13 protein-coding genes, 2 tRNA genes and 1 riboswitch are annotated in these 12,304 nt (G+C 51.8%); of the genes, 8 read left to right on the top strand and 7 right to left on the bottom strand.

Going from position 1 to position 12,304, the window contains the following annotated elements:
• The first annotated feature begins 2 nt into the window (after positions 1 to 2).
• The 3 genes from JOD24_RS09310 to JOD24_RS09300 all read left to right on the top strand — a co-directional run bounded on the left by JOD24_RS09310 (position 3) and on the right by JOD24_RS09300 (position 3,202).
• Positions 3 to 1,211, top strand: a complete 1,209-nt coding sequence (locus JOD24_RS09310) for a thiolase family protein (protein WP_429246783.1) — start codon at positions 3 to 5, stop codon at positions 1,209 to 1,211.
• Positions 1,212 to 1,300: 89 nt separating this feature from the next.
• The gene (locus JOD24_RS09305; protein WP_380162922.1) at positions 1,301 to 2,806 is read left to right on the top strand and encodes an aldehyde dehydrogenase family protein; all 1,506 of its coding nucleotides are present in this window, start codon (positions 1,301 to 1,303) and stop codon (positions 2,804 to 2,806) included.
• 3 nt (positions 2,807 to 2,809) lie between these two features.
• Entirely contained in the window at positions 2,810 to 3,202 is a 393-nt protein-coding gene (locus JOD24_RS09300; RefSeq protein ID WP_429246782.1) for a thioesterase family protein, read from the top strand.
• 31 nt (positions 3,203 to 3,233) lie between these two features.
• Here JOD24_RS09300 and JOD24_RS09295 read toward each other — a convergent pair whose 3' ends face one another.
• The 4 genes from JOD24_RS09295 to JOD24_RS09280 all read right to left on the bottom strand — a co-directional run bounded on the left by JOD24_RS09295 (position 3,234) and on the right by JOD24_RS09280 (position 4,734).
• Positions 3,234 to 3,593 carry a hydrolase gene (locus JOD24_RS09295; RefSeq protein ID WP_429246781.1) on the bottom strand — a complete coding sequence of 120 codons (360 nt, stop codon included), beginning with the start codon at positions 3,591 to 3,593 and terminating at the stop codon, positions 3,234 to 3,236.
• Positions 3,594 to 3,752: 159 nt separating this feature from the next.
• Positions 3,753 to 3,968, bottom strand: a complete 216-nt coding sequence (locus JOD24_RS09290; RefSeq protein WP_380162925.1) for a hypothetical protein — start codon at positions 3,966 to 3,968, stop codon at positions 3,753 to 3,755.
• Positions 3,969 to 3,982: 14 nt separating this feature from the next.
• A complete protein-coding gene (locus JOD24_RS09285) occupies positions 3,983 to 4,267 on the bottom strand; it encodes a hypothetical protein (protein WP_380162926.1) in 285 nt (94 codons plus the stop codon).
• Positions 4,268 to 4,335: 68 nt separating this feature from the next.
• Positions 4,336 to 4,734, bottom strand: a complete 399-nt coding sequence (locus tag JOD24_RS09280) for a hypothetical protein (protein ID WP_380162927.1) — start codon at positions 4,732 to 4,734, stop codon at positions 4,336 to 4,338.
• 387 nt (positions 4,735 to 5,121) lie between these two features.
• Here JOD24_RS09280 and JOD24_RS09275 point away from each other — a divergent pair.
• A tRNA-Leu gene (locus tag JOD24_RS09275) sits at positions 5,122 to 5,206 on the top strand.
• A gap of 179 nt (positions 5,207 to 5,385) precedes the next feature.
• Positions 5,386 to 5,814 carry a DUF2935 domain-containing protein gene (locus JOD24_RS09270; RefSeq protein WP_429246820.1) on the top strand — a complete coding sequence of 143 codons (429 nt, stop codon included), beginning with the start codon at positions 5,386 to 5,388 and terminating at the stop codon, positions 5,812 to 5,814.
• 547 nt (positions 5,815 to 6,361) lie between these two features.
• Here JOD24_RS09270 and JOD24_RS09265 read toward each other — a convergent pair.
• Positions 6,362 to 7,201, bottom strand: coding sequence for an MBL fold metallo-hydrolase (locus JOD24_RS09265; protein ID WP_380163089.1), 840 nt, complete (start codon positions 7,199 to 7,201; stop codon positions 6,362 to 6,364).
• A gap of 258 nt (positions 7,202 to 7,459) precedes the next feature.
• On the opposite strand from JOD24_RS09265, the gene JOD24_RS09260 reads away from it, so the two are divergent.
• Together JOD24_RS09260 and tenA are read left to right on the top strand one after the other, a co-directional pair.
• Positions 7,460 to 7,536 (top strand) — tRNA-Pro (locus tag JOD24_RS09260).
• A 135-nt stretch (positions 7,537 to 7,671) separates the two neighbouring features.
• Positions 7,672 to 7,782: riboswitch (TPP riboswitch) on the top strand.
• 74 nt (positions 7,783 to 7,856) lie between these two features.
• Positions 7,857 to 8,543, top strand: a complete 687-nt coding sequence (tenA, locus tag JOD24_RS09255; RefSeq protein WP_380162928.1) for a thiaminase II — start codon at positions 7,857 to 7,859, stop codon at positions 8,541 to 8,543.
• Positions 8,544 to 8,632: 89 nt separating this feature from the next.
• Here the strand turns inward: tenA and JOD24_RS09250 are convergent, their stop codons facing one another.
• A complete protein-coding gene (locus JOD24_RS09250) occupies positions 8,633 to 9,739 on the bottom strand; it encodes a DmpA family aminopeptidase (protein ID WP_380162929.1) in 1,107 nt (368 codons plus the stop codon).
• A gap of 122 nt (positions 9,740 to 9,861) precedes the next feature.
• Between JOD24_RS09250 and JOD24_RS09245 the strand changes: the two genes are divergently transcribed.
• Entirely contained in the window at positions 9,862 to 11,154 is a 1,293-nt protein-coding gene (locus tag JOD24_RS09245; RefSeq protein WP_429246819.1) for an NCS2 family permease, read from the top strand.
• Between the two features lie 58 nt (positions 11,155 to 11,212).
• Here JOD24_RS09245 and JOD24_RS09240 read toward each other — a convergent pair whose 3' ends face one another.
• Entirely contained in the window at positions 11,213 to 12,043 is an 831-nt protein-coding gene (locus JOD24_RS09240; protein WP_429246780.1) for an HAD family hydrolase, read from the bottom strand.
• Positions 12,044 to 12,304 lie beyond the last annotated feature (261 nt).

The raw sequence follows: 12,304 nt of genomic DNA, 5'->3' as shown, positions 1-12,304 counted from the left end.
GCATGGGGGAAGCTGTGATCATTGACGCTTTGCGCACCCCGATCGGCCGCTACCGGGGCGGATTGAGCAGAGTCCGGCCTGACGATCTGGCCGCTCATGTAATCCGGGCTCTGTTGGAGCGAAATCCAGGGGTGGATCCGGAGGCGGTGGAAGATGTGATCTTCGGCTGTGCCAACCAAGCGGGGGAAGACAACCGAAACGTGGCCCGGATGGCTCTACTGCTAGCGGGATTGCCCCAACAAGTGGCAGGCAGCACCGTCAACCGGCTATGCGGCTCGGGACTGGAAGCGGTCAACCAGGCTGTGGCGGCGTTGAAGATGGGGGCGGGGGACATCTTTATCGCCGGTGGAGTGGAGAGCATGTCCCGGGCGCCTTGGGTGATGTTGAAACCGGAAGAGGCTCTGCCCCGGGGTAATCAGACTTTGGTGGATACCACCTTGGGCTGGCGCTTCGTCAATCCTCAGATGGCCCAGATTCATCCGCCGATCGCTATGGGGGAGACCGCGGAAAACGTGGCGGAACAATGGGGAATCCGCCGGGAGGAGCAGGATGCCTTCGCCCTGGACAGCCAGCGGAAGGCTGCCGCCGCTTGGGAGGAGGGACGTTTTCGAGAAGAAGTGATCCCGGTGCCCGTTCCTGGTCGCAGAGGGGAGAACTTGAGGGTGGAGAAGGATGAACACCTTCGACCGGATATCACTCGAAAGCAACTGAGCGGCTTGCAACCCGCTTTCCGGGAAGGAGGAAGCGTCACTCCAGGAAACTCCTCCGGGATTAATGACGGGGCGGCGGCCCTGTTGATCATGGAAGGTCGAAGGGCAGAGGAACTGGGGCTGATCCCCTTGGCTCGGGTGGACTCTTTTGCAGTTGCGGGATGTAATCCTGACACGATGGGATTAGGGCCTATTTTTGCCACACGCAAGTTGCTTCGGCGCAGGGGACTCTCCATGGAGGAGATCGACCGAGTGGAACTAAATGAAGCCTTTGCTGCTCAGACCCTTGCCTGTATACAGGAGTTGGAGATGGATCCGGAGAAGGTGAATGTCAACGGAGGCGCCATCGCTCTCGGTCATCCTCTGGGAGCCAGTGGCGCCCGGATTTTGACCACACTGGTTCATGAGTTGAGAAGATGTCGGGGCCGGTATGGCCTGGCCACGATGTGCATTGGTGTCGGGCAGGGGATTGCTACGCTGGTGGAGCGGATCGAGCCGTAGAACATCAAAGGAATGACACGAACGGGGCGGGCGAAAGTGGAGAGAGCGGAGAAAAGAAGCCGCCCCAGAGATCACAGAGGAGGATGATTATGCTGAAGGAAGAGACAAAGTTCAGATTGCTGAAAGAGGAATACCGCCTGCTGATCGACGGTGAGCAGGTGGAATCCGCTTCTAAAGAGTGGTTTGACACTTACAATCCAGCGACGGGGGAAGTGATCGCACGGGTGGCCAAGGGAACCAGGAAAGATATCGACCGGGCGGTGGCTGCCGCCAGATACGCCCTGGAAAAAAGCAAATGGGCCAAGTGGCCCGCTTCCCGACGGGGGCAGATCTTAAACCGGGTGGCGGCGCTCATGCGGGAACGGTTTGAGGATCTGGTGCAACTGGAAGTGTTGAACAGTGGCAAATCTCTCTCTGCCGCCCAGGGACAGGTACACCAAGCCATCGAAGATTTTGAGATGTACGCCGGCTCCGTTCATACCCTGTCCGGGGATTCCAAACCCGTGCCCAACGGCTTTTTGAACTACACGCGGAAGGAGCCTGTCGGGGTTTGTGCACAGATCGTTCCCTGGAACTATCCACTGATGATGGCTACCTGGAAGATTGCTCCGGCCCTGGCCGCCGGATGCACCATTGTTTTGAAACCGGCCACTCTGACACCGGTGACAGCCTATGCATTGGCTGAGATTTGTCAGGAGGCAGGAGTGCCTGCCGGTGTGCTCAACGTGGTGACTGGGAGCGGATCGGAGATCGGTGCCTATCTGGTGGAACATCCGGAAGTGGACAAAGTGGCTTTCACCGGGGAGACCGGCACTGGGAAAGATATTATGAAAGGGGCGTCAGCTACCCTAAAGCGGGTCACCCTGGAACTGGGTGGGAAATCTCCCAATCTGGTTTTTGCCGATGCGGATCTCGATGCCGCCGTGGCCGGCTCCGTCTACGGAATCTACTACAATACCGGGATGTCCTGTGAGGCACGCTCTCGCTTGTTTGTTCATGAATCTATCTACGATGATTTTGTGGAGAAATTCGTGGAAAAGACGAAAAAGCTGAAACTGGGTGATACTTTCAGCAAAGAGACCCATGTGGGGGCGGTCATCTCCGCCGCACAGTGGGAGACGATCGACTCCTATGTCCGACTGGCGCGGGAAGAGGGCGCCCGAGTTCTCTATGGTGGCGGACGGCCCGAGGGGGAGGCGTTTAAGAAGGGGCACTGGTATCTGCCGACGGTGCTAGTGGATGTGACGAATGAGATGCGGGTGGCCCAAGAGGAGATATTCGGTCCGGTGGTGGTCATCATGAAGTTTAGTGATGAAAAAGAGGCGATCCGCCAAGCCAATGAAAATATCTACGGTTTGGCTGCCACTCTCTGGACCCAGGACTTTGGCCGGGCGCATCGGGTGGCCGCTCAATTGCAGGCGGGAACGGTCATGATCAATAATCCCTTTTCCGCTATGCCAGGCCTTCCTTTCGGCGGCTACAAACAATCTGGTTTCGGTCGGGAGTTGGCATTGGAAACCCTTGAGCTATATACTGAGACCAAAAGCGTCAACGCTTATATCGGCTCCAAACCACTGAATCCTTTTGGGGTGTGAGGGATGAAACCAGGATTGAAACCAGGGCACCGGAAACAGATGCAAGTGACGGTAACCGACGAGATGACCGCTTCCTTCGGAGGGAATCAGGTGCATCCCACCCTGTCTACGGTTTCCATGATCTACTATATGGAATGGGTGGGACGCCAGGTGATCCTCCCCTTTCTGGAGCCGGGGGAGGAAGGGGTGGGCAGTGAGATTTCCATCCAACATCGGGCGCCCGCTCCTGTGGGCAAGGAGGTCACCTTCACAGCAGAAGCCATCGAAGTGAAACCATCCAAAGTGGTTTGTTCCGTCCGAGGGGAGCATGACAAATCCCTGGTTGGAGCAGGCACTTTTGTTCAGGCGATCCTGCCTAAACAGGGGATTTTGGAGCGGATCCGACAGATGGAGTAAGGAGAAAGCTGGGACATCAGTCCCGGCTTTTTCAATAAACGGGGCCTTCGGGATCCCAACTGTCCTGTCCCATCTGGAGCAGACCGAGCTGCTCGATCTGTTTTTTGGTATTTGGAGTTCCCAGTTGATACAAGGTCTCATAAATTTGTTGGTAGCTTTGATCGTATCCTTCGTTCTTCCCTGATTCGTTATAGTAGAGAAAGGGGATATGAGCATTCCAAAAGGTTCCCATATCTCCGGTGGTCAGGTTGCCGAGGAGGGAATTCAGTTGACGGACTTCACTTTCCGTCGCTTCAATTTCAAAGGTATAGCTGGAATCTGTGGGTTGTTGTAGGATTTCTCCCATAATTTCTCCTGAGTTCAGCGCCACATAATACTTTTGTTTCTTCAACCCTATCGCTCCTCAAAATCAAAAGGTGGGACACCCTCTTTACCTTTAGGTTATCAGATCAGGTTTCAATTTATACACGGGAGAAAACAGGTTGATCGACATCGAAAAAATCCAGTGTACGAACCTGAGGTCGGTACACTGGATGGATAAAGAAAAGAGTTAGATTCCTTGGCTGACAGCGTTGTCGTCGCTGCCCACCAAGTTGCTGCTGTCGGAACCGATTTGGATGGGAACCTGGACGATGACGTTGACCAACCCGGCGGTGTTTCGAGTGTCCGCGCGGTTTACTGTATTGGCGGCAGCTCCAAACCTCTCTCTTTTCACACGAAGGTTTGATCTTCTTCTCTTTCTTTTTTTAATGCACCAGCAGTTCATTTAGGCCACTCCTTTTAATCTTTTTTGAAACCGAGGGGAGAACTTTGTTGAGATTGAGACGAGGAGGGAGGTGTTTCCGGAGCTGTGGGGGTCAGATCATCTAATAGCCCCGTGACCAGGTTCCCCACACTCGTCAATAATCCGTTGACATTGGTCAATAAATTTTCAATCAGGGTACTGGGATTGATTTGGGCTGTGCGCAGGTTTTGTTGAACCTGGGTGCCCATTTTACTGCGAATCTGGTTTTCCAACTGCGTAGCCAGTTGGTTAACCTTTGCCTGAATCGGCTTTTGATCCATGACATTACCTCCATATCAACGAGGTAGAAGCGAGGAATTCGACGGCTGGGATGTGAGGAGAACTCAGGTTACCTGTTTGGATTGGAAGGGGGTTGATTGTTGGAAGAAGGGGGGCTGACAGGTTGCTGGTTCATCTGCATTTGCTGTTGGGCTTTCCGGAGTAGCTGTCTCTTTTGTTGGTTCATTGTGCTCATGCTGAAACCGACGGCACTATTTAGAAAGCTGGCAAGGCTGTGAAACATATTTCCGATCGGTTCAGTCCCTTTTTGTTGCTGTGTTTGAGCCGTGGTTACTTTCTGGTCGGGATGATTGGATGATGAGCTGGAGAGAGGATCTTCATTTAAAAAATCATTAATTGCATCGTAGATCTGTTTCCGGATGTGGTCCTCCAGTTGGCGGGAAACCTGTTCCATCTGCTGTTCCATCTGCTTACTATTCAACTTGGATTGGGTCATCCGTTGGGACATTGCGGGGAATCAACTCCTTTCTCTCCTGATGCTATAATATATAAATCGATCTACGAATTTGTGATTTGCTCACCAAGAAATAGGTAATAGAACCAAGCCTTTTCTAGGGGTGTCTGATAAACACATAGCTAGGGGTCGGGCAGATCGGATAGGGTTTCACATTGCGGTACCTGACGAACCAAAATCACAATGGTCTTCACTAAGCTTTTTCAGGAGGGATTGAGTCGCGGAGAATGCAAGCAGAGGCGCCCTGAACTGAAGAAAAATACAGCGATTACAGGTATCTGAATCACGGAACCGAAAAGGGAGTAGAATATTGTATTTTATGTTGACATGGGGATTTCTGCGTTATATAATTGAAAATGTCCTTGAGAGAAAAGCATATGAGCCGAAGTGGCGGAACTGGCAGACGCGCACGACTCAAAATCGTGTTCCTTCGGGAGTGTGGGTTCGAGTCCCACCTTCGGTACCATAAAGGAAAGACGGGAGACTACAGGTATAAGTAGCTCCCGTCTTTTTACGTTAAAAAATAGTACGTGAGAGATGATTGATGATATCAAATGTTGCAGCTTCCCCCCATCCGAAGCATAACTCTCTCCTTTTTATTATACAGTTAGAAAGAGATTAGCTCTGAGAACAGGGGGAATAAAGATACAATTTTACTATGGTCAGCAGATGCCGTTGCGAATTTTGGATGAGGTGGAGTTCTGGAAATTGCAGGAGGAAGAGCACACGGTGGTCATTCGGGAGGCTCTGGATCATTTGGAGGAAAAGTATGTAGATGCGCTGAAAAAATGGGAGCAAGCCCTGTCGGAGACGCATCAAAAAGCAGTCAGTTTCGTGGAATCCGTCAATCGTAGCACATATGTCCATAAACAACTGCACAATCAGGTGATCCAGCTTGTTACATTCAGTTTGGATGAAAGCATGAAATTTATTGAACTGTGTCGCCAGATTAAAACTCACAGCTCGGCAGCTAAGAATTCTTTGATCGCCAAAACGATATTGGATCATATCGTTAGGGAATCGGAATACTTTATCGGCATTGCCCGAACCGTTTTATACAGTAGCAATCAGTAGCTGATCCGCCAGACAGGCCCTAAAGTCATGAAACCCAAACTAAACAAGTTGACACCTGAATATCAGACGCTAACTTTCGGCTTAGACTGAGATTTTGCGGGCACCCCGGCTTTCCCTATACATCTTCACCCATGTGATTTACCCAGGGCTGTTGATTCACCAGGAAATGGGAGACGGAAGGGAGTCGTGCTATCTAAGCGACCTTTGTACTACAGGCACTACCATCCAAAGGGGCTGAAGCCCTGGAATCAGAGGATGCACCACAGGCACTACCATCCAAAGGGGCCGAAGCCCTGGGGTTAGAGGATGGACCACAGGTAGGCTAAAGAGGAAACCATTGGACTCAGTGGAGAGAAGTCTTAGGAGAGGGTGCTTAGGGGGAACCTTCTTCGTAAGGATTTGCCCCTGCCCGATGGTCAGATTCGAAAGCGGCCCGTCGGATGGCAACGGTCGCGTGGGTGAGCACGATCTCCCCACCTATAATATGGCGAATCAACACGCCTGTGATTTACCCAGATACGGTGACCTGAATCCAATATAATCACAATCAGTGTTTCACATAGCGTCCATAATCGGGAACTGCTCTAGTGTCAAATTCCTTCACCAATTGATCCAGGCCTTCCGTCAGCTCTTTACCGGATAGAGGTTGCCCGTGGCCGGTCACCGCAACAGTAGGTTTTAAAGCCGCCAGTTTTTCGACGGATTCCCTCGCCAAGTCCCAATCGGTGGTGAAATACCTTGGCGGACCGTTGATTTCCTTCTCTTGTGTCGTCACTTTATAAAGCGAATCTTGTTTCACAGTGATAAATGCGTCCCCCGCAATGAGTGAACGGTCTTGATCCCTAAATAGGGAGATATGTCCGGGTGCATGTCCCGGTGTATGAATCCAGCGCCAACCTTGCATGTGGGGGATCTTGCTGTCACCGGGAAGCGCAGAGACATGAGATCCCAGATTGACCGATTCATTCGGGAACAGGGGGGACAATTTGGCGACAAGTCCGCCTTCAACTGAACCATCGGGCTCCGGGTAGCTCAACTTTCCAGTCAGAAAAGGAAGTTCTGCTTCATGGGCATAAACCGGCACTCCCCATTTTTCAACCAAGTCAACCACTGTCCCCACATGATCAAAATGGCCATGGGTGAGAATAATCGCTTGGGGTGGACTGTTTTTACCAAACCGTTTTTCTGCAATATCCACGATGCGATTGGTTGTATCGGGCATTCCCGTGTCAACTAAGACCCAGTGATCTCCTTGGTCGGGATTGCCCACTAATACCACATTTACAATCTGATCCGTATAACAGTAAAGATCAGGAAGCACTTCTTGTCCCGTCCCGCTCAAAATGGAAGTCATCGGCATATATTTGTTTGCCATTGGATCTTCCATCCCCTCTTTTCTGTTCACATCAGACACCTCCTTTGTTTGATTCAGGTGAACCGCTCTTCCTTTCTATTGCTATTATGGTGATTTATCTTCCGTTTATACGGAAGTTTTTCTGCCACGACCTGATGGTAGCAATCCTTCTTTATTTTTGGCCTTGAGAAAAAGATCTCCCTGATATATAATAGAGAAGCGGTTGTGATTCTCGGCTGGAGTGCTTGAATGACTTGCATTTGGGTTGTAGGTACACCGCACCTAAATCATCGGGGTGTGGCTCAGCTTGGTAGAGCACCTGCTTTGGGAGCAGGGGGTCGCAGGTTCAAATCCTGTCACCCCGACCATAAGGACTTAAAACGGGCCGGAGATCCGGCCCGTTTTTTCATGAGCATTATGGAGTACAAAGGAATTTCTCAAGGAACCTATCGTAGGTTTGACATTTTCTCCTGTGATGATAGGATGAGTGTGAAAACTGAATTCTTTTCCGCTAGGGGTGCCTGATTGTAAAGGCTGAGATTAAAGTATGAACTTTAAAACCCTTGGAACCTGATCTGGTTGATGCCAGCGGAGGGAAGTGGAGCTGAAATCCCATGAAATGATGGGGTAGATTGACCTTCCTCTCCCTCGATGTGGTCGGAAAAGAGTTGCAGAGGAGGGTTTTTTGATGAGATTTACGGAAAAATTGTATCAGTCGACTCGGAGAAGTTGGGCGCTGAGTCTCCATCACCCCTTTGTTTTGGGGATTGTAAGTGGGGAGCTTCCTCTAGAAACCTTTAGGTACTATGTTCTCCAGGACATCTATTATCTGAAACACTATGGCAAGGTCCACGCCATGGCAGCGGCTCAGGCGGATGATTTTCATGTGACCTCCATGCTCGCAGAAAAAGCGAAGCTGACTGCGGAGGCGGAGCTGACCGTCCATCAAGAACATGCTAAAATACTCGGTATCACTGCGGAAGAGATGACACAATTCAAGCCGGCACCTACGGCTTATGCTTACACATCTCATCTATACCGGGCGGCGCTCTCGGGAAGTCTGGGGGAAACCGTCGCGGCTATGCTTCCATGTTATTGGTTGTATGCCGACATTGGAAAAACTTATCAAGATGCAAAGCCTCAGCAAACCATCTATCAAAACTGGATTCAGACTTATGCAAGCGAATGGTTCCAGACGTCCACGCAGGAACAGATAGACCTTTTGGATCGTCTGGCGGAAGAAGCGAGTGACAAAGAGCGGGAAAAAATGATGGAACAGTTCGCCATTGCCAAAGAGTATGAATTGGCCTTTTGGGAGATGGCTTATACCCATGAAACCTGGCTTTCCACTAAATTTTCTCTTCGAAAAAGTTGAAGAATCAAGACCGACGGATTGAAAAAAGGAGGGGAATCGCTTTCTCCTCCTTTTCCTTTTTGATGAATACGGGTTTTCAGGGCTGTTGATTAACCGGAAAATGGGTGGAGAGAGCCTGATTCTAGGGGTCTCTTGTACTTTCGAAGCCATTTTAAAACCTCTTTCTGGGGCAGGGCGGCTACGGTCCGTCCCTCTCTGCTGGTGACGGTCTCCGCTAGGAAGAGGGAGTTGAGGATCGCCTCCTCGGTGGCCTCTGCAGCGGCCCGGAAGCAAAGGGAGATCAGGGGACCGTCTTCCGCAATGCGACGAGAGGTAAGGACTGGAGTCTCAGACCGGTGGGGTTGTCGGTTAGCATTGCTGAATGCGATCACGATATCCCCACTTCCATGATGGGCGATTGATCCGGTCCGCGCCAGACCGAAGGTGGCTCGTTTGGCCAGCCGTTTCAGTTGGCGGGAGTCCAGGGGAAGGTCTGTGCCCAGGACGATGATGATGGATCCGTCTGTGGAGGAAGGTGTGGGTCTTTCCCGCAGGCCTGTCATTGGCACGCCAAGGATGGTCAGATCTTCGGGATCGCCGAAATTGGTCAGGACCAGTGATCCGATATGACCCGAGAGGCCGGGAACGGACACCCGTCGAGAAGCGGTTCCAATCCCGCCCTTCCATCCGAAGCAGACCATCCCCGTGCCAGCTCCCACCCCACCCTCTGCAGGCCGGTTGCTCTGGGCACTATGAATCGCTTTCAAGGCGTGTTCCGGTCGGACATGGAGACCGCGAATCTGGTTGAGCAGGCCGTCGTTGCATTCGGCGGTCACCACATTGACGGTTCCATCCTGTCTTCCGAGGGTGGGGTTGGCTTCCATCAGCCAGCGAAGCCCCCCTTCCGTTACCGCGGGGACACTGAAGGTATTCGTCAGCAGGATGGGAGATTCAAGCACACCCAGTTCCTCAATCTGGATCAGGCCGGTGGTTTTTCCGAAACCGTTGATAACATGGACAGCGGCGGCCACCTTTTCCTGAAAAGGATTCCCGCTGTGAGGGAGGATGGCGGTTACGCCGGTAAGAATGCCTTGCGACGGTTCTTTCAGAGTGGTATGGCCCACCTGAACCTGTGCCACATCGGTGATGCTGTTGTGTACTCCTGTGGGGAGACGTCCAACGGAGTAGCCGTGCTCCCGAAGTCGTTTCTTGGTCATATACCATTCCTCCTCAAACTCCATATAACTTCACTTTACCATGGGAATCCGTTACAATGAGTATCGTGATGCGATCGTATCACGGTTGGGTGGAGGGTTTTTTATGAGAAGGTTTTAACTTGTTGGATCGTTATTTGCAACGTTGGTTTCAGCTCAGGGAACACGGAACCACGCTCCGGCAGGAGTTGATAGCGGGTCTGACCACCTTTGTAACGGTCGTCTATATCGTGGCTGTCCATTCTGCCATTTTGTCTGACGCTGGCATCCCTGTGACGGCAGGGGTGGTGGCGACCGTTTTCGCATCCTGCGTCGGCTGTCTGCTGGTGGGCTTATGGGCGAACGCACCGATCGTCATGGTTCCCGGGATGGGGATCAATGTTCTGTTTACCTATACCTTCGTCCAGAAGATGGGTCTGTCCTGGTCAGAGGCACTGGCGGTGGTGTTGGTTTCCGGGGTGCTGTTTGTCTGGGTCGCATTCAGTCCTCTGTCAGGTGTGTTGCAAAGGACAGTGCCGGGGTCGCTTAAAGAGGCGATCACTGTGGGGATCGGACTTCTGTTGACCCTGATCGGCCTACAAAAAGGGGGGCTGGTGGTTTCCGATCCCCGCACCCTCCTGGCCCTGGGGGACCTTGGAGAGCCTCGGGTACTGGTGACCTGCGCTACCTTGGCAGTCGGCTTGGTCTTATATGTGCGGAAGGTTACGGGAAGTCTTTTACTGACCCTGGCGACAGGAACGGTGTTGGGAATATGCAGTGGCTTGACGGAAGCCGGTGGAGAATCAACGCTTTCCCTGGATGCCTACTCTCTGTTGTTTGGAGGCTTCTCTTTTGCCAGTTGGTTCACACTTCCTTTTTGGGTGGCGGTCTTTTCTCTCACTATGGTCATCACCTTTGAAAATTTCGGGTTGATCCAGGGGCAGTTGAAAATGCTCCAGCGGAAAGATGAAAGTTCCCGGGTGTTGAAAGCCGCCTCTCTGTCCACGCTGACTTGTGGATGGCTGGGAACCAGCCCCACCGTGGCTGCGGTAGAGACGGCGGCGGGGATCACAGCAGGAGGAAGGACCGGCTTGACCGCGGTGACGACGGGGTTGCTCTTTCTGGGCACACTGGCTGTAGCCCCGTGGATGGGCATGATTCCGGATAGTGCTGTCGCCCCCATCTTGATCCTGATCGGTGGGTTGATGCTGGAGAATATCCGTTGGATCCCGCTGCAGGATTTTAGTGAAGGGTTCCCGGCATTTCTGATCATTGCCTTGATTCCCTTGAGTCAGAGTATACCCGATGGGATCGCCTTCGGTTTTGTCGGTTATGCCTTGCTGAAACTAGGGGCGGGGCGAGGGCGGGAGGTACCAGCACCCATGTATATCATCTCGGGTCTGTTTCTGGTTCACCTCATTCTCCGTGGGCTTATTTAATCGCAGTAAAGAAAACTGGCGCGGATATTTTCCGCGCCGATCCTTTTGTCCAGGTTATTTATTGTCCCTGTGCTTGAGGGGTAGTGGTTAGTAGATGGTGGCGGATGAAGTGGGCGACTCCGGCCTCCTCGTTGCTGGGCATCACATAACGGGCCGCCTGTACCAGCTTGGAATGGGCATTGGCAACAGCGGCGGAGATCCCAGCCACTTCTACCATGGATAGGTCATTCAGGTGATCGCCGATGACCGCGCATTGTTCTATGGTCAGATTCAGTTTTTCTGCCAGAGACTGAACCGCGTTTCCTTTGGAGACATTGGAGGGAAGAAGCTCAAAATAGTTGTCCGCCGATTGGACCAATTCGCCGGGGTAGTTCACCTGTCTCATCCACTGACGGAAGGGCTGCATCGCCTCTTCCTTGGCTACCGCCACCAGCTTGATCAGGGGAACTTGGGGAATATGGTCGAATGTGTCGATCAGTTCCAGGGGAAACTCTTTGACTTCAATGGCGGATCGGGAGTAGGAGCTGATCCCGGTGGCATACACCCGATCCAAGGTATAGACGAAGATGTCCAAGACCTCCAATTTCTTCAGCTCAGTCAAGGTATCGAATACGAGCTCCCGTTCCATAGTGGCCATCGGTGACAATACGTCTGTGGAGGGATCATAGATCAGAGCTCCGTTGCAAAGGATCACCGGGAGTTGGATTTGCAACTCCTTGATGAAATGCTTGGCTTCGATATAGCTTCGTCCAGTGGCCAGTGTGAAGAGCCCTCCGTGTTGACGATAGGTGGTGAGGTTTTGTTTATTGGCGTCGGGGATTTTTTTCACTCGGTTGATCAAGGTGCCATCAATATCAGAAACGAACAAAGGGTATTTTAGAATAGTCAAAGGGATGCACTCCTTTTTCACTTTCGCCTCAGTGGCGTTCTCACCTGGTTCCCAACCTATGTTAACAGATGTCTGTAAAGAACCGATCAAGGGGTTATTAAACCGGATTAAACTGATGATGTCTGGGATGTTGGCTAACCTAATTTGGTAGATCTAATTCATTTTATCAGGGCTGTTGATTAACCAGAAAATGGGCAGCGGAAGGGAGTCGTGTGCTGCCAAAGCGACCTTTGCGCCATGGGCACTACAATTTGAAGTTAA

The sequence above is a fragment of the Kroppenstedtia sanguinis genome, assembly GCF_050433445.1.
GTDB lineage: Bacteria > Bacillota > Bacilli > Thermoactinomycetales > DSM-45169 > Kroppenstedtia > Kroppenstedtia sanguinis.
This window is presented reverse-complemented; position numbering and strand designations above follow the sequence as displayed.

Excerpts from the sequence above, each read along its gene's own strand:
- JOD24_RS09310 (WP_429246783.1), top strand. The coding sequence starts at position 3 with ATGGGGGAAGCTGTGATCATTGACGCTTTGCGCACCCCGATCGGCCGC.
- JOD24_RS09305 (WP_380162922.1), top strand. The coding sequence starts at position 1,301 with ATGCTGAAGGAAGAGACAAAGTTCAGATTGCTGAAAGAGGAATACCGC.
- JOD24_RS09300 (WP_429246782.1), top strand. The coding sequence starts at position 2,810 with ATGAAACCAGGATTGAAACCAGGGCACCGGAAACAGATGCAAGTGACG.
- JOD24_RS09290 (WP_380162925.1), bottom strand. The coding sequence starts at position 3,968 with ATGAACTGCTGGTGCATTAAAAAAAGAAAGAGAAGAAGATCAAACCTT.
- JOD24_RS09285 (WP_380162926.1), bottom strand. The coding sequence starts at position 4,267 with ATGGATCAAAAGCCGATTCAGGCAAAGGTTAACCAACTGGCTACGCAG.
- JOD24_RS09280 (WP_380162927.1), bottom strand. The coding sequence starts at position 4,734 with ATGTCCCAACGGATGACCCAATCCAAGTTGAATAGTAAGCAGATGGAA.
- JOD24_RS09265 (WP_380163089.1), bottom strand. The coding sequence starts at position 7,201 with ATGGAAGATCCAATGGCAAACAAATATATGCCGATGACTTCCATTTTG.
- tenA (WP_380162928.1), top strand. The coding sequence starts at position 7,857 with ATGAGATTTACGGAAAAATTGTATCAGTCGACTCGGAGAAGTTGGGCG.
- JOD24_RS09250 (WP_380162929.1), bottom strand. The coding sequence starts at position 9,739 with ATGACCAAGAAACGACTTCGGGAGCACGGCTACTCCGTTGGACGTCTC.